Consider the following 17,362-nt stretch of genomic DNA (forward strand, 5'->3'; position numbering starts at 1 on the left):
AAGTTTTCATGATGAAATCTGAATATATAAGTTAATTATGATAAAATTCAAATTGAATACGCTTTCTTGATTTTTCGCTCCAACATACAGCAAGAGAGAGGGAATTTTATGAATAGACGGAACGTAGTGAAAGACTTAAAGCAGTTCGAATTATTTGCTCATTTAACAGAAAAAAAATTGAAAGGGTTAACAGAGTTTGTTTATTGGCGAACTTATAAAAAAGGTCAATTTTTATTTTTAGAAGGGGATTCAAGGGAAAGAATTTACTTCATGTTAGATGGTTTTGTAAAGTTAGAGCGGGTTAATCAAAATGGGAACTTATTATACGATGACTATGTAAAGCGGTATTCTATTTTTCCTTATGGTGGTATGTTTACAGACAGAGGATATAACTATACAGCAGAAGCAATGACGGATGTGGAGGTATATTATATTCCAACGGTAATCTTTGAAGATATGGTAAAATCCAGCAGAACGCAATTGATGTACGTTGTTCAGCAATTATCATCTATATTAAAATTGAACGAAAATCGAGTGCAAAATATTACAATTCCTAATGCACAAGATCGTGTTATCCAAACGTTAAATTATTTAATGCAGGATTTAGGAGAACAGAGTGGGGAAAAGATTGTAATTTCATGTCCACTTACAACAATTGAAATATCCAAAATATCTGGAACATCTCGAGAGACAGTTAGCGGTGTATTAAAACAATTAAAAAATGATAGCATTGTTACAATTTTAGATAAAAAAATTACAATACATGATCCAACATATTTTGAAGAAATCTCTATGTGAAAATTGTATATTGATTTTTAATTCATACGGTATATTAATAAGGTTCTTTATATATTTATAAGGGACTTTTTTACGTTATCCGCTATAAAAAGATTGTATAGTATGGTAATAATAGCTAAAATCGATAATAAAAAACAAAGTAAAGGGGAGAAGGAATGATTCGCATTGAGTATGATCGATTAGTAGCTATTTGTTACAGTATAGGGGTTTTATTATTATTAAAAATTCCAAATGATAATGAATTAATTGGGGAAAAACTATTCAACGTCTATAGGGTTCCGATACATACGTATGTTTATATGGATTATAAAGTCTCAAATATATTGATTGTTTCTTTCATACTACATGTAATTGCATTTATATTATTTTTAAAATGGCTAGGAAAAAAGGAGTCTAGTACATTTAGAAAAATGAATAAGATAAAAGTAGTAGGTACTAGTATTTTGATTTTAATGATGCCGTTTATTTTAAATAACATCCTCCAGACATTGAATAAAACATGGTACTACGCAGGAAAAACAGGTGTAGAAGCCATAGAATATAAAAAAGATGATAGCCAGTGTAGAGTGGAGAAAAATGGAGAGGATATCGAACGAAAGTGCATCGTTACTTTAAAAAATTATCGTAGTCATTCACAAGCATTAAAAGTTGTTTTATATGATAATGCAAACGAAAATTCAAAAAGTTATCCGGTACCGAAACCAGTCTATTTGCAAAAACACGAGACAAAGCAATTCGAATTTCAAGTTCCTGTTTCTTATAATAGCGGTATTGAAAAAGATAAATTTCCAAATATTAAATTACATTCATTGCATGAAAATGATACGAAATACAATTAATCTATAAGTAAAAGTTTATGAGTAGGAGCAAGAATTTGAAACGATATAGAAAATCAATTTGAATCATCCAACATGCTGCGAGGTAACGGCATATTGGATGATTTTTTATTGTATACCTTTTTACATATGAAAAGGAGGGATACAAAAGAGAAAAATTATCGTAACTATGATGTCCGCTTCTTAATCGAAATGGTATACGACGTTCGCGTGCGTGGACAAGAGCTGATGAGGAATGAGATTTGCTCTTGTGAGAAATAAATAAAGCATAAGAATAAAGAATCTACATAGAGTTCAATGAAAACAGTTGCAAACTGTTCATATTTTGTTATGATAGTGTTACGAAAACGTTTGCATAAAATTCCGATGGGATGCAAAAGGAGAGAAGGACTATGAATAAGACATGGTGGAAAGAAGCAGTTGCTTATCAAATTTATCCACGTAGCTTTATGGATTCAAATGGAGATGGTATTGGAGATTTACAAGGTATTATTGCGAAACTGGATTATTTAAAAGATTTAGGTATAGATGTAATTTGGATTTGCCCAATGTATAAGTCACCTAATGATGATAATGGTTATGACATTAGTGATTATCAAGATATCATGGATGAGTTTGGTACGATGGAAGACTTTGATGCTTTACTAGATGAAGTTCATAAGCGTGATATGAAGCTTATTATTGATTTAGTTATTAATCATACAAGTGATGAACATCCATGGTTTATTGAGTCTCGTTCATCTAAAGACAATCCGAAGCGTGATTGGTATATTTGGCATGATGGTAAAGATGGTGCGGAACCAAACAACTGGGAAAGTATTTTTAATGGTTCGGCATGGGAATATGATGAAGTAACAGGACAATATTATTTACACTTATTCTCGCGTAAACAACCAGATTTAAACTGGGAGAATAAAGAAGTTCGCGAAGTATTATACGATACAGTTAATTGGTGGCTTGATAAAGGTATTGATGGTTTCCGCGTTGATGCGATTAGTCATATTAAAAAAGAAGAAGGTCTCAAGGATATGCCAAATCCAAAAGAGTTAAAATATGTGCCATCTTTTGATAAACATATGAATGTAAAAGGTATTCAACCTTTATTAGAAGAGCTAAAAGAAAATACATTCTCTAAGTACGATATTATGACTGTTGGTGAAGCAAATGGCGTTAAGATTGAAGATGCTGAGCTTTGGGTTGGAGAAGAGCAAGGTAAGTTCAATATGGTATTCCAGTTTGAACATTTAAGTTTATGGGATGCAGAGAAGAAGAAAGACCTTGATGTTGTAGGATTGAAAAAAGTATTAACGAAATGGCAAAAAGGATTAGAAAATAAAGGATGGAACGCTTTATATATTGAGAATCACGATAAACCACGTATCGTTTCAACATGGGGAGATGATAAACAATATTGGCGTGAAAGTGCAACAGCTCTAGGAGCGATGTATTTCTTTATGCACGGTACACCGTTTATTTATCAAGGACAAGAAATTGGTATGACAAATGTTCAGTTACCAAATATTGAAGATTACGATGATGTAGCAATTAAAAATTTATATCGCGAGAAAATTGCAGAGGGCGTACCACATCAAGATATGATGGAGATTATATGGGCTTCTTGCCGCGATAATTCACGTACACCTATGCAGTGGAATGATGAGATGAATGCTGGTTTCACAACAAGTACACCTTGGTTTAGCATGAATCCAAATTACAAAGAAATTAATGTTGAGAAGCAAAAAAATGAAGAAAAGTCTATTTTCAATTTCTATAAGAAAATGATTGCCCTGAAAAAAGAGCACGATGTACTGAACTATGGTACGTACGATTTACTTTTAGAAGACGATCCACAAATTTATGCATATACACGTACGTTACAGGATGAAAAAGTCATTGTAATTAGTAATATCTCAAAAGAGGAAGCTGTGTATAATGAGGGTTCATTTGCACTAGAACGCAAACGTTTGCTTTTAAATAACTATGAAGTTGCGGAACATGAAGAAGTAACAACAATTGCTTTAAAACCTTATGAAACAAGGGTTTATCGCATTTCATAATAAAAAAGGGTGCTCTTTGAGCATCTTTTTTTATGAAAAAAAATAAATTTCTATTGCAAAGTGAAAACGCTTTTATTAAAATAGATTTATGAAAACGGTTGCGTAAAAAGAAAAATGATATGAGGAATCGTTTTCATAAAAGGGACAGAAATTATAATTTAAATCATTATGTTGTTATAAATAAAGGGGAGGAAGAACAGATGAAAATTACGTCTTTTGATTTTTGGCAAAAGTTCGGGAAAGCTTTATTAGTTGTTGTAGCCGTAATGCCAGCAGCTGGTTTAATGATTTCCATCGGTAAGTTAATTGGTATGTCTGCTGGGGATGTTAACGCAGTTCATACAATCGCTCGCGTAATGGAAGACATCGGTTGGGCAATCATTACAAATCTACACATCTTATTCGCAGTAGCAATTGGGGGATCTTGGGCGAAAGATCGCGCGGGTGGTGCATTTGCAGCGCTATTAGCATTCGTCTTAACAAACCGAATTACAGGAGCTATATTTGGCGTAAACGCTGAAATGTTAGCGGATTCAAAAGCGAAAGTTTCTTCAGTAATAGCGGGAGATTTAATTGTAAAAGATTACTTTACTTCTGTACTTGGTGCACCTGCATTAAACATGGGAGTGTTCGTAGGGATCATCACAGGTTTCTTAGGAGCTACTTTATATAACAAATATTATAACTATAATAAACTGCCACAGGCATTAGCATTCTTTAATGGAAAACGATTTGTACCATTCGTTGTAATTCTTTGGTCTACAGTTACTGCGATTGTATTATCACTTCTATGGCCATTCATCCAAAGTGGGTTAAATGAATTTGGTCGCTGGATTGCAGCTTCAAAAGATAGCGCACCAGTTGTTGCACCGTTTGTATATGGAACGTTAGAGCGTTTATTATTACCATTTGGTTTACACCATATGTTAACGATTCCGATGAACTATACAGAGCTAGGCGGAACATATACGATGTTAACTGGTTCAAAAGTTGGACAAGTTGTAGCAGGACAAGATCCATTATGGCTTGCATGGATTACAGATTTAAATAATTTACTAGCAAATGGAGATACGAAGGCATATAACGATTTATTAAATAACGTTGTACCAGCTCGTTTCAAAGCTGGACAAGTTATCGGCTCAACAGCAGCGTTAATGGGGATTGCATTTGCGATGTTCCGTAACGTTGATAAAGAAAAGCGTGCAAAATATAAACCAATGTTTTTATCAGCAGCATTAGCAGTATTCTTAACAGGTGTAACAGAACCAATTGAATTCATGTTCATGTTTATTGCTCCAGTATTATATGTTGTATATGCTATTACAACAGGACTTGCATTCGCGCTAGCTGATTTAATTAACTTACGTGTTCATGCATTTGGATTTATTGAGTTAATTACTCGTACACCAATGATGGTTAATGCAGGTTTAACAAGAGACTTAATCAACTTTGTTATTGTTTCATTAGTGTTCTTCGGTCTTAACTTTACACTATTTAATTTCTTAATTAAAAAATTCAATTTACCAACACCAGGGCGTGCAGGTAACTATATTGATAATGAAGATGAGGCATCAGAAGGAACAGGAAATGTACAAGACGGTTCATTAGCAACAAAAGTTATCGATTTATTAGGTGGAAAAGAAAATATTGCTGACGTAGATGCTTGTATGACACGCTTACGTGTAACAGTAAAAGACTTAGATGTTGTTGCACCAGAAGCACAGTGGAAACAAAATGGTGCTTTAGGGCTTATTGTAAAAGATAAAGGTGTACAAGCGGTATATGGTCCGAAAGCTGACGTATTAAAGTCAGACATTCAAGATATGTTAGGTGCGTAATAATATGAAATTGCTAACTTTAAACTGTCATTCTTGGCAAGAAGAGAATCAAATAGAAAAGATACAATACCTTGCTAAAGTAATTCAAGAAGAAGAGTACGATGTCATCGCATTGCAAGAAGTAAGTCAGTCCATACAAGCTGAAAATGTATGCGGTAACAAGAAAGAAGATAATTTTGGACTTTTACTATTAGAAGAGTTAAAAGCGCTACATGTAAAAGATTACAATATTACTTGGGATTTCTCTCATATTGGTTATGACGTGTATGAAGAAGGATTAGCGATTATAACGAAGCATAATATTATAAAAGAAGATACGTTCTTTATTTCAGAAAACGAGGATACAACGTATTGGAAAACGCGTAAAATTGTAAGTACAACACTTGCTTATAATGGTAAGGATATAACGTTTTACTCTTGCCATCTCGGTTGGTGGAATGATGAAGAAGAGTCATTCAAAGGTCAAGTCGATCGTTTGATGGAGCGTGTAGATAGCAATAAGCTCGCCTTCTTAATGGGGGATTTTAATAACAATGCTCGATTGAAAGGCGAAGGTTATGAGTATATGATGCAAAAAGGGTTGTATGATACATATGAATTAGCAATAGAGAAGGATGAAGGAACGACTGTCCAAGGCGAGATTGCTGGTTGGGATGAAAATAAACATAGTTTGCGAATCGATCTAATATTGTGTAACCAAAGTAAAAAGGTTCATTCTTCAAAAGTTATTTTTAATGGTACAAACAGAAATGTAATTTCAGATCATTTCGGTGTAGAGGTTCAATTGGATATATAATAGAAGAAATCCTCACAGAGAATAAAAGCTGTGAGGATTTTTTTAGGAATACAAGTATTTCCAAGAGAAAATACTTGTATTTTTTATGACACTTCATATATATTTGTTATTATTGAATGTAAAACCGATTTGGTCATTTTGTATTCATACTTTCACTCATTTCGTTATATAATGAAGTAAGTGAAAGTTAATGGGAAAAAATAGTACGTTTTTGGTTAATACACGATGTAGAAAGTGATATAATTGCAAAATGTATGTATCATTTTCTAAAGAAGGAAAAATATATAATTAGGTGATAACTTCTATGAAACAGATTTGGCGTATTTATAAGACAGATTTACGGAATGTAGCCAAACATTGGGCTGCAATTGTTATTGTTTTAGGATTAATGATTTTACCATCGTTATATGCATGGTTTAACATTAAAGCTTCTTGGGATCCGTATGGAAATACAAAAGAGGTTCCCATTGCAGTTTCTAACCAAGATGCAGGTTCTAATTTAAGAGGGAAAGACATTAATATCGGGAAAGAGATTGTAGACTCCCTTAAGAAAAACAAAAATCTTGGCTGGAAATTTGTAGATGAAAAACAAGCAATTTACGGAGTTGAGCGTGGGGATTATTATGCAAGTATTACGATTCCAAAAGACTTCTCTGAAAAAATTGCAACTGTTCTGGATGAAAATCCTAAAAAACCAGAACTGGATTATTATGTGAATGAAAAAGTAAACGCGATTGCACCGAAGATTACAGCAAAAGGTGCATCAGGCATTACAGAAGAAATTAGTAAAAACTTTGTAAAAACAGCAAACGGTGAGATTTTTAAAGTTTTCAATGATCTTGGAATCGATTTAGAAACAAATTTACCAAGTATCGAAAAAGTAAAAGATCTTGTATTTAAGTTAGAAGCGCAGTTCCCAGAAATGAATACACTTATGGATAAGGCATTAGATGATGCAACTCGAGCAGAAGATGTTGTGAAAGTAGCGCAGAAAGATTTACCTGTTGTAGAGAGTGTAATAAATGATGGGCAGGAAGCGTTGGCGAATTTAGATAAGTTCTTTGCAAGACAAGATCAAACATTAAAAAATGCTCCAGGGACGATAAGAAATGATTTAGTGGCAGCAAAAGGCGTTATGGATAGTGCAGCTGCATTTACTGACTTTTTAATGAATCCAGGTGTAGAATTAAATATTCCTGATTTGTCTGGAATGAATGGATTACCTGAATTCCCAGCGAGACCAGATCTTTCTAAGTTGAATAGTGATGGGTATAAAGGGATAGCACAAAATATTAATCAAACAGTAAATAATGTTCTAAGCTCATCACGTGCAGGAACAGCTTATGCACAAAGTGTTATGGATGGATTGCAAAATGGAAGCGTTGATCCAGAGATAGCTAAGAAAAATATTTCGACTATATCTAATAATCTTCAAACGCATATTGACAATCTTTCTTATGTAATTGATGTTATGGCTCGTTTAGAGCAAGGGGCTCAAACTGAGTTTGGGCAAAATTTCTTTAAAACAAGAAAAGAGCATTTAACGGATATTAAGAATGGACAACAAGATTTAAATAATCGTTTTAAACGTTTAAACGATTTAATTAGCACAGGTCAGGAAGTTAAACAAGATGTGCGTGATGGAATTAATCAGAAATTAAATGAAACAAATGCTTTAATCGATCGAGCTGAAAAAGATTACAATGAAACGTTTGTAGCTGATTATAAAAAGGCAGTTAGCGCGGTAGATCAAGCTAAAGCTGATGCAAATCAAATATATGATAATGCAAAAGCAGATTATGATAAAGCAAAAAATAGCCTTGAAGGTGCAAAAGCAGATTTACAGAAAGCAAAAGAAGATGTACAAAATAGAGGTATTAACGGTTTAGATTCAACGAAAGTAGCTTTAAATAGCTTAAATGGTCAATTCCAATCTGGAATCGGTTTAATTGATGATATGATTCCAGTTCTAGAAAGTACAAATAAGGTTTTAGCGGATGTAAATAGTGATAAAAACCTTAATAATGGAATCGCAAAATTAAACAAAGCGAAAAGCAGCTTACAAAAAGGTGTAGAGGCAACGAATAAGGGAATTACACTTCTTAACAATGGCCAGAAACCTACAAAAGATGTAATTGAAAGTATTAACAACGCTGCGAAGGGCGGATCAGCTCAATTAACAGATGTATTATCGACGTATGATTCAGAAATTGTACCTAATTTCAATACAGCAATTGCTCGTACAAAAGAGATGTCGAAAAATACAACTCAAATTTTAAATGATGCAGACAAAAAGCTTCCAGATGTTAAAAAATTACTAGAAGATTCATCAAAAGGCTTAGTAGACGGGAAAAAGAAATTAGCAGATATTAAAGCTGAAATGCCAGCTACTGAGAAAAAGATTAAAGAATTAGCAGATAAAATTCGTGATTTTGAATCTGAAGAGGATTTAAAAGACATCATACGCTTATTGAAAAACGATGTTGAAAAGCAAAGTGATTACTTTGCGAATCCAGTAAATTTAAAAGAGAATAAATTATTTGCGATGCCGAACTACGGTTCAGCGATGTCACCATTCTATACAGTGCTTGCATTATGGGTAGGCGCATTATTAATGGTTTCATTATTAACGGTAGAAGTACACGAAGAGGGCGCGAATTATAAGAGTCATGAAATTTACTTCGGACGTTTATTAACATTCTTAACGATAGGTCTTTCACAAGCGTTTATCGTATCGATGGGAGATATATTCTTACTCGGTACGTACGTAGTCGATAAGTTCTGGTTTGTGTTATTTAGTTTATTTATTGGTGGAGTCTTCGTTTGTATCGTATACTCACTCGTTTCTATTTTCGGAAACGTTGGGAAATCGATGGCAATCATTTTACTTGTACTGCAAGTAGCAGGATCGGGCGGAACATTCCCAATCCAAATGACACCAGCGTTCTTCCAAGCGATTTATCCGTTCTTACCATTCACATACGCAATTAGCGCAATTCGTGAAACAGTTGGCGGAATGCTTTGGGATATCGTAACGCAAGATTTACTTGTGTTAAGTGCTTTCGTAGTAGTTATGATCGTTGCTGCGTTATTACTGAAAACACCAATTAACAAATCAAGTGAAAAATTTGTTGAGAATGCAAAAGGAAGTAAAATCATTCACTAAAATAAAAGGTTCCTACCGATAGAGGTAGGAACCTTTTTGTTTAATCAAATTTTAATTTTTTTAATGCTTCTGCGAATGGGTTATTTAATGGTTCTTCTTCTTTTTTCTGTTGTTTCATATATTTTTGAACGTCGCGTTTATCGGCTTTGTTTCCAGATTCTTTTTTACGTCGCTCTTGGAATGTTGATAATTTCTCGCGATAGCCACATTTACATGCGAAAATTTGGCCTGCACCCTCACCACGTAATTCTAGTTTCTTTTTACATTGCGGACAGCGAGCGTTTGTTGTACGAGATACATTTTTACGATGACCACATTCACGATCTTGGCATACGAGCATTTTTCCCTTTTTGCCGTTTACTTCTAGCATTGGTTTACCGCAATCTGGACAAGACTTCGTTGAAATATTGTCATGTTTATATTTTTTATCACTCGATTTAATTTCAGAAACAATTTCTTTCGTATAGTTCTTCATTTCCGAAATGAATACTTCTTTCTTTAATTTTCCTTTTGCAATTGCCTCAAGTTTTTGTTCCCATTCACCAGTTAGTGTAGGTGATTTTAATTCTTCTGGTACTAAATCAAGTAATTGACGACCTTTTGATGTAATGTGAATATCTTTACCACGTTTTTCAATTAAGAAAGAATTGAAAAGTTTGTCGATAATATCTGCACGTGTCGCTACAGTACCTAATCCACCAGTTGATTTTAACATATCAGCAAGTTGTTTATTTTGCGTATCCATATATTTTGTAGGATTCTCCATTGCTGAAAGTAAAGTTGCTTCATTAAAGCGTGCAGGTGCTTTCGTTTGGCCTGATGTTTGCATAAGTAACTTTACAGTTAATGTATCGCCCTTTTCAATGTGAGGTAGAATCTGCTCTTTTACGTCATCAGTTACATCATCGTCTTCAAATCGATTTTCGTATACTTCCTTCCAACCAGCATGTAAAATCGTTTTTCCGCGTGCAATGAACGTTTCACTACCAACTTTGGTACGTAATGTTAGTTGCTCATATTCGAATGCTGGGAATAAAACAGCTAAGAAACGTTTTACAACTAAATCATAAATTTTGCGTTCTTTATCTGTGAATGCTGAGAAGTTAACGTATCCTTCTGTTGGAATAATCGCATGATGATCGCTTACTTTACTATCATCAACAAATGATTTGTTAGGTTTGATAGGCTTTTGTAATACTTTATGTGCGAAGGGACGGTATTCTCCAACACCACATGCTTTTAGACGTTCTGGAAGTGTTCCAACGATATCAGATGAAATGTAGCGTGAATCTGTACGAGGGTACGTTAGCACTTTATGCTGTTCATACAATTTTTGCATAATATTTAATGTTTCTTTAGCAGAGTAACCGAACTTTTTATTTGCATCACGTTGCAATTCAGTTAAATCGTAAAGACCAGGAGAGAATGACTTCTTCTGTTTCTTATCAATTTCCACAACAGTAGCATTTTGTTTATCTAAACTTTTTACAATACCATCGATTTTTTCTTTATTAAAACTACGGCTATTGCCATTTGCATCTTGCCAAGTAAGTTTGAGCTTCTCCATTGTTTGAGCTTCGATGCCGTAGTAAGTTTGTGCTTTGAAGTTCTTTATTTCATCCTCGTGACTAGCAATCATAGCAACAGTAGGGGTTTGCACACGGCCACAATTTAACTGGGCATTAAAGCGAGTCGTTAAAGCACGAGTTGCATTAAGACCGATATACCAGTCAGCTTCTGAACGCGCAACTGCTGAAGCGTATAAATTGTCATAGGCTTTACCTGGTTTTAAATTTGCAAAACCATCTTTAATTGCTTTATCGGTTACAGAAGAAATCCATAAACGTTTGATTGGTTTATTTATCTTAACTTTATCGATAATCCAGCGTGCGACTAATTCCCCTTCACGTCCAGCGTCTGTTGCTACAATAATTTCATTTACATCTTTTCTAAGTAGCTGACTTTTTACAGCATTAAATTGTTTACCAGTTTGTTTAATAACCGTTAATTTCAAACGCTCAGGTAGCATCGGTAAATCTTCTAAATTCCACTTTTTATATTTCACATCATAGCTTTCTGGATCAGCTAATGTAACAAGATGGCCTAAAGCCCAAGTTACAATATATTTACTACCCTCAAGATAGCCGTTTCCTTTTTTATCACACTTCAGTACACGAGCAATATCTCGTGCAACGGAAGGTTTTTCAGCGATTACAACGCTTTTTGACATATTAAAAACATCCTTTCAAATTTCCATAAGTTAAATATAGCATACATCTTCTTGAGATTCAGTTTCGCTCCATATTTGAGCTGTTTTTAATGGAGTGAAGAAAACCCCAACTGATTAAAGTTTCACTTTATCAGTTGCTTCTATATTAAATAGAAAAGTAAAGAACTTGTTATTTTACTAGAATAAGAGTAGACTTTGAAGTAGATGAATAATAAGCACATGGGAGTTTGTGGATGCAAACTGAGAGTATGACTAGTCCGTCATTGACCATTTGAACCTGTTGGATAATGCCAGCGTAGGGAGAGTGTAAAAGCACATGTTCAGGCACTTTGCGTACGCGCAAAGTGTCTTTTTGTGTATCTCCCATCATTATAGTTAGGAGATGAAAAGGATGAATATGAAAGAAATTAGTAAAGTAGTGGATTTGGTGAGAGAATCTAATCCGCTCATTCATAATATTACAAATGTTGTTGTAACAAATTTTACTGCTAACGGTTTGTTGGCACTTGGGGCATCGCCTGTAATGGCGTATGCAAAAGAAGAAGTAGCAGAAATGGCTAGCATTGCTGGAGCGTTAGTATTAAATATGGGGACACTTCGTCCTGAAGAAGTAGAAGCGATGTTACTCGCAGGTAAATCAGCAAATGCGAACAATGTGCCAGTACTATTTGATCCAGTTGGTGCAGGAGCAACTTCGTATCGAACAGAAGTTGCGAGACATATTCCGGCTGAAATCGATTTAGCAATTATCCGCGGAAATGCAGCTGAAATAGCAAATGTTATTAATGAGAAATGGGAAATTAAAGGGGTAGACGCTGGTACTGGACATGGCAATGTTGTAAGTATTGCAAGGCAGGCAGCAGACGAATTAAATACAGTTGCGGTTATTACTGGAAAAGAAGATGTTGTTACAGATGGAGAGAGAACTATTGTTATTCGAAACGGTCACCCTATTTTAACGAAAGTTACGGGAACAGGTTGTTTACTAACTTCGGTAATAGGAGCATTTGTAGCAGTAGAAAAAGATTATGTAAAAGCAGCAGTAGCTGCATTAACATTTTATGGAGTAGCAGCGGAACTAGCAGCGGCTAAAACGGTAGAAAAAGGACCTGGTAGTTTCCAAATTGAATTTTTAAATCAGTTAGCGAATACTACTTCTGATGATATTGAGAAGTATGGGAAGATTGAGGAGTTAAAGTAAGGGGGAGGAAACACACGATGCGCATTGAAACAAAGAAAATGTCTAAGTTATTACAGGTGTATTTTATTATGGGAAGTAATAATTGCGCGAAGGATCCTTTATCTGTATTGAAAGAAGCATTAGATGGTGGAGTGACACTTTTTCAATTTCGTGAAAAGGGAGAAGGGGCTTTAATTGGAGAAGAAAGAGTGCGTTTTGCAAAAGAATTGCAGGCGCTTTGTAAGGAATATAGTGTTCCTTTCATTGTAAATGATGATGTAGAATTAGCCATTGAATTAGATGCAGATGGTGTTCATGTAGGACAAGATGATGAAGGAATTACATCTGTTCGTGAAAAAATGGGAGATAAAATTATCGGCGTATCTGCTCATACAATTGAAGAAGCACGCTTTGCAATCGAAAACGGAGCAGATTATTTAGGTGTTGGACCTATTTTCCCAACGAGTACGAAAAAAGATACGAAAGCGGTTCAAGGAACGAAAGGATTAGCTTATTTTAGAGAACAAGGAATTACAGTGCCAATCGTTGGTATTGGTGGGATTACAATTGAAAATACAGTGGCAGTTATAGAAGCGGGTGCGGACGGTGTTTCAGTTATTTCAGCAATTAGCTTAGCTGAATCTGCGTATGAAAGTACGAGAAAATTAGCTGAAGAAGTAAAGAGAAGTTTGTAGGGAAGGACGTGTAGTATTTTAAGTGCTACATGGAGAAATAGACTGCCCCAAAATTTAAACAAATATTTGATTAAAAAAGCACAAACCTTTTTAAATAAAGGTTTGTGCTTTTTCTTTAAAACATAATTGAAATTAAGAGCATTCCAATTCCGATAGAAGTAAATGTTGCAATTAGGCCCGGAATCATAAAACTATGATTTAATACGTATTTACCGATACCTGTTGTACCAGTGCGGTCGAAGTTAATGGCAGCAACGATTGTTCCATAGTTTGGAATGAAGAAGTATCCGTTCACTGCAGGGAACATAGCAATCAGTAATGCTGGCGGAATACCAAGAGATAGTCCAAGTGGCATTAAGGCACGAACTGTTGCTGCTTGGCTGTACAGTAAAATAGATAGAATGAATAATGCGATAGCAAATAGCCATGGTGCACTTGTTACTAAATGCTGAATGGATCCTTGAATCATATTTAAGTTTCCGTTAAAGAAAGTATCTCCCATCCAAGCGATACCGAAAATAGCAACAACTGCTGTTGCTCCTGCTTTAAAGACGTTACCAGATACAATGCTTTCTACATTTGGTTTACAGAAAATAATAATAAGGGCCGCGATAGTTAACATAACCATCTCAATTGTGTTCGGCATGGAAAGACGAGCTAACTTCCCATCAACTATCCATCCTGGACGAAGTGCTTCAAATGAACCAAGAAGTACAACAAGGAAGGTTCCTACAAGGAAAAGGATAACTGATAATTTGGCGCCCTTTACACCTACAAATTCTTTTTTCTCTTCAAGTTTAGGAATCATTCCTTCGTTTAATCGTTTTAAGTATTCAGGGTCTTCATTTAATTCTTTTCCCATCTTACTAGCAACAAATGCTGCTAACATACAAGCAATGAAAGTAGAAGGAATACTCACTTTTAAAATATCTAATAAAGTGATTTTATAGTCAGCTAACATTGCTAAAAGAGCAACTGTGGCAGCTGAAATTGGACTAGCTGTAATTGCTTGTTGAGAAGCGATTACGGCAATCGACATTGGGCGTTCCGGTCTAATCCCTGATTCACGAGAGACTTCTGCAATAACAGGAAGTACAGAATAGGCAACGTGACCAGTACCTGCACATAGTGTGAATAAATAAGTAACAATTGGAGCAAAAAAAGTAATACGCTTTGGATTTTTTCGTAATGCTTTTTCAGCTAGATGAACAAGATAGTCCATTCCTCCAGCAGCTTGCAAAGCACCAGCAGCTGTAATTACTGCCAAAATCATAAGCATTACATCGATAGGAGGCGCGGTAGGTTGTAAGTGGAAGACAAAAACGAGTATTGCCATACCAACTCCACCCATTACTCCTAAACCAACTCCGCCTAGGCGTGCACCAATAAAAATACAGAGTAACAAGGTAAGAAATTGTAGCCAAAACATGATAAACTACCTCCGAAATTCATTAGTTAAGATATATTCGAATAGTTTAATTTGAATGAAAATTAAATAAATACCCGAAGAAATCCTTGTTATTAATACATTTTTTATTATATAACACAAAAAAAGTAACATTCACGTACTTTTTGAAATTATTTTGAAAAAACAATGCGTTAAAAATTTGTATTTATATCTCTAAATAAGTAGACATTTTGATTTATATGTTGTAATCTTTGAAAGAGAATAAATTAATTCTCATAGAACTCCCATATCGTTCAACTCGTTCAGCGAGAAAGGCAAACTGATGGAAACATGAGGACGCAAAACTACAGGAGCTAAGGTCGAAAGGCTATGCTAGCCAGTTACCGGACGGATAGGGTTGGTCTTTGCCAATGCTTTTACATTGGCTTTTTTTTATTCTCGAACATATTGAGAAACATTTTTAAACAAAATATTCATATATTTTGTTTTTTTGTTTATGTTAGTTAAGGAAGGTGGATATTAATGAAAAAATATTGGCATAAGTTATCGTTCCTTCAAAAGAACGTCTTATTAACCGTACTAGTTATTTTGACGCTTGTTGGAAGTATGGGTGCGTTAAGTTTCAACATGTTTCAAAATAGTATGATGTCTTTATTTGAAAGGCAGTCTATTGAAACAGGAGAAATAGTATTAAAAAAATTGGATTTAGAGTTAGTTAGAGACATGGCGAAAGATCCTACAGCCGAAAAAGTGAAAAAAGAAAAGTTAACAGAGAAATTAGATGAAGTTTCAAAAGAATTGAAAAGTGTTGGACAAACGTATGTTACAGGAGCAAAGCCGAATGAAAAGCGAGAATTAAAACTCGTTGGTTTGACTACAGAGTTAACAAATGCATTCCCTATAAAGACGGGAGATTATTATGAACAACCCGCTCATTGGATGAAGGCATACGATAAAGTGATTGATACGAAAAAGGCACAAATGACAGAAGTATATGAAGATGAAATAGGTTCGTGGGTGACAATATTAGAACCAATTACGGATGGAGAAAACAATATTGTTGCAATTATTGCGGCTGACCTAGATGCTTCCATTGTTCCTATTACAAAAGAGAAGTTTATGATACAGGGCTTACTCTTTATCATTATTTCATTAGCAATTGCGACTATTACTCAATTCTTTATCGTGCGTCACTCGCTAGCTCCATTAAAAGATTTACGAGAAGGGTTACGTAAAATTGGTGAAGGAGACTTAAGTATTAAATTAAAAGAAAGACCAGATGATATTGGAATTATTAATGTTTATTTCAATAACACGATTGAAAAATTTAAAGGGATTATAGATAAAGTAAGGCAAACTGCTGAGCAAGTTTCTTCTTCTTCGCAAGAGTTGTCAGCGAGTACAGAGGAAAATAGCATGGCAGTTCAAGAGATTGCAAGTTCTATTGAAGGTTTAAGAGTAGGGGCACAGTCTCAAAAAACGTCAGTACAACAATGTTTAGGAATTGTACATGGAATGGAAGATAAGGTAGAAGAGATAACTGGGGCTGCAAAACAAGTTGCAGTTGCTTCTGAAGGTATGGAGCAACATTCAATTGAAGGTAATGAAGTGATTGGACAAATTATTAATCAAATGAGTTTAATCCAAAATGCAGTACAAGATTTATCTTCCATCATTTATTCGTTAGAAACAAGGTCAAAAGAAATTAGTGATATCGTAACTGTAATTACAGGTATTTCAAATCAAACAAATCTATTAGCTTTAAATGCTTCTATTGAGGCTTCACGTGCTGGAGCAGCTGGAAGAGGGTTTGCGGTTGTTGCTGATGAAGTACGAAAATTAGCAGAACAAACTGAAGCGTCTGCAAAAGATATAGCGAAATTAATTGGTGAAACACAAGCTGAGACAGAAGATGCTGTAGTTTCCATGCAAAAAGGTTCAAAAGAAGTAGAAACTGGAATTTCACTTGTTCAAAGTAGTGGAGATTTCTTTGAAAAAATTTCAAAATCAGCGCAATCTGTTACAGATCAAGTAAAAGCTGTTTCTGGTAATTCGAGTGACATTTTACAAAATAGCCAAAATATTGTTCAAGTTGTAAATGAATTATCGCATATTGCAAATACTTATGCCAACAGCAGTAGTAATGTTGAAGAAAGCATGAAAGAGCAAGAAATATCAGTACAAGATATTGCAGAATTAGCGACTTCTTTAAGTTGGCTTTCTCAGGAATTACAAGAGCTAATTGGTGAGTTTAAAAGTGAATAAGAAGAAAGATCAATTCTAATCAAAGGGGGATCCCCCTTTGATTATGAATTGAACGAATCTGCCCGTTAATAAGGGATGAAAAAGGTGTGAATT

Annotated in this window: 11 protein-coding genes and 2 riboswitches; of the genes, 9 read left to right on the forward strand and 2 right to left on the reverse strand. The window is 34.7% G+C overall.

What is annotated here, in order from left to right; translation table 11 throughout:
- The first annotated feature begins 108 nt into the window (after positions 1-108).
- From CGQ22_RS19865 to CGQ22_RS19895, 6 genes are all read left to right on the forward strand, one after another.
- Positions 109-798: a Crp/Fnr family transcriptional regulator gene (locus CGQ22_RS19865; RefSeq protein ID WP_001081904.1), complete on the forward strand. Its 690-nt coding sequence runs from the start codon at positions 109-111 to the stop codon at positions 796-798.
- A gap of 155 nt (positions 799-953) precedes the next feature.
- Positions 954-1,637 (forward strand): hypothetical protein, encoded by a 684-nt coding sequence (locus CGQ22_RS19870; protein WP_000619197.1) that lies wholly within the window; start codon positions 954-956, stop codon positions 1,635-1,637.
- 389 nt (positions 1,638-2,026) lie between these two features.
- Positions 2,027-3,691 carry a glycoside hydrolase family 13 protein gene (locus tag CGQ22_RS19880; RefSeq protein WP_001044745.1) on the forward strand — a complete coding sequence of 555 codons (1,665 nt, stop codon included), beginning with the start codon at positions 2,027-2,029 and terminating at the stop codon, positions 3,689-3,691.
- Positions 3,692-3,891: 200 nt separating this feature from the next.
- A complete protein-coding gene (locus tag CGQ22_RS19885) occupies positions 3,892-5,529 on the forward strand; it encodes a PTS transporter subunit IIBC (RefSeq protein WP_000705560.1) in 1,638 nt (545 codons plus the stop codon).
- Between the two features lie 4 nt (positions 5,530-5,533).
- A complete protein-coding gene (locus CGQ22_RS19890; protein ID WP_000771990.1) occupies positions 5,534-6,325 on the forward strand; it encodes an endonuclease/exonuclease/phosphatase family protein in 792 nt (263 codons plus the stop codon).
- Between the two features lie 304 nt (positions 6,326-6,629).
- Entirely contained in the window at positions 6,630-9,491 is a 2,862-nt protein-coding gene (locus CGQ22_RS19895; protein WP_089149209.1) for a YhgE/Pip domain-containing protein, read from the forward strand.
- A 40-nt stretch (positions 9,492-9,531) separates the two neighbouring features.
- Here the strand turns inward: CGQ22_RS19895 and topB are convergent, their stop codons facing one another.
- Positions 9,532-11,721 carry a DNA topoisomerase III gene (gene topB / locus CGQ22_RS19900; protein WP_089149210.1) on the reverse strand — a complete coding sequence of 730 codons (2,190 nt, stop codon included), beginning with the start codon at positions 11,719-11,721 and terminating at the stop codon, positions 9,532-9,534.
- A 209-nt stretch (positions 11,722-11,930) separates the two neighbouring features.
- Positions 11,931-12,040, forward strand: a riboswitch (TPP riboswitch).
- Between the two features lie 72 nt (positions 12,041-12,112).
- Here topB and thiM point away from each other — a divergent pair.
- Complete coding sequence (thiM, locus tag CGQ22_RS19905) at positions 12,113-12,922, forward strand: hydroxyethylthiazole kinase (RefSeq protein WP_089149211.1); 810 nt, start codon at positions 12,113-12,115, stop codon at positions 12,920-12,922.
- 17 nt (positions 12,923-12,939) lie between these two features.
- A complete protein-coding gene (gene thiE, locus CGQ22_RS19910) occupies positions 12,940-13,596 on the forward strand; it encodes a thiamine phosphate synthase (protein ID WP_001217745.1) in 657 nt (218 codons plus the stop codon).
- Positions 13,597-13,711: 115 nt separating this feature from the next.
- Here thiE and CGQ22_RS19915 read toward each other — a convergent pair whose 3' ends face one another.
- Complete coding sequence (locus tag CGQ22_RS19915; RefSeq protein WP_000498707.1) at positions 13,712-15,025, reverse strand: anaerobic C4-dicarboxylate transporter family protein; 1,314 nt, start codon at positions 15,023-15,025, stop codon at positions 13,712-13,714.
- A 282-nt stretch (positions 15,026-15,307) separates the two neighbouring features.
- A riboswitch (cyclic di-GMP riboswitch) is annotated at positions 15,308-15,392 on the forward strand.
- Positions 15,393-15,526: 134 nt separating this feature from the next.
- On the opposite strand from CGQ22_RS19915, the gene CGQ22_RS19920 reads away from it, so the two are divergent.
- Positions 15,527-17,269: a methyl-accepting chemotaxis protein gene (locus CGQ22_RS19920; RefSeq protein WP_000761074.1), complete on the forward strand. Its 1,743-nt coding sequence runs from the start codon at positions 15,527-15,529 to the stop codon at positions 17,267-17,269.
- The last annotated feature ends 93 nt before the right edge of the window (positions 17,270-17,362 follow it).

Source organism: Bacillus sp. M13(2017) (assembly GCF_002218325.1).
Lineage (GTDB): Bacteria > Bacillota > Bacilli > Bacillales > Bacillaceae_G > Bacillus_A > Bacillus_A thuringiensis_K.

Coding starts and splice junctions, on each gene's coding strand:
- topB (WP_089149210.1), bottom strand. CDS start 11,721: ATGTCAAAAAGCGTTGTAATCGCTGAAAAACCTTCCGTTGCACGAGAT.
- CGQ22_RS19880 (WP_001044745.1), top strand. CDS start 2,027: ATGAATAAGACATGGTGGAAAGAAGCAGTTGCTTATCAAATTTATCCA.
- CGQ22_RS19915 (WP_000498707.1), bottom strand. CDS start 15,025: ATGTTTTGGCTACAATTTCTTACCTTGTTACTCTGTATTTTTATTGGT.
- CGQ22_RS19885 (WP_000705560.1), top strand. CDS start 3,892: ATGAAAATTACGTCTTTTGATTTTTGGCAAAAGTTCGGGAAAGCTTTA.
- CGQ22_RS19890 (WP_000771990.1), top strand. CDS start 5,534: ATGAAATTGCTAACTTTAAACTGTCATTCTTGGCAAGAAGAGAATCAA.
- CGQ22_RS19895 (WP_089149209.1), top strand. CDS start 6,630: ATGAAACAGATTTGGCGTATTTATAAGACAGATTTACGGAATGTAGCC.
- thiE (WP_001217745.1), top strand. CDS start 12,940: ATGCGCATTGAAACAAAGAAAATGTCTAAGTTATTACAGGTGTATTTT.
- CGQ22_RS19865 (WP_001081904.1), top strand. CDS start 109: ATGAATAGACGGAACGTAGTGAAAGACTTAAAGCAGTTCGAATTATTT.
- CGQ22_RS19870 (WP_000619197.1), top strand. CDS start 954: ATGATTCGCATTGAGTATGATCGATTAGTAGCTATTTGTTACAGTATA.
- thiM (WP_089149211.1), top strand. CDS start 12,113: ATGAATATGAAAGAAATTAGTAAAGTAGTGGATTTGGTGAGAGAATCT.
- CGQ22_RS19920 (WP_000761074.1), top strand. CDS start 15,527: ATGAAAAAATATTGGCATAAGTTATCGTTCCTTCAAAAGAACGTCTTA.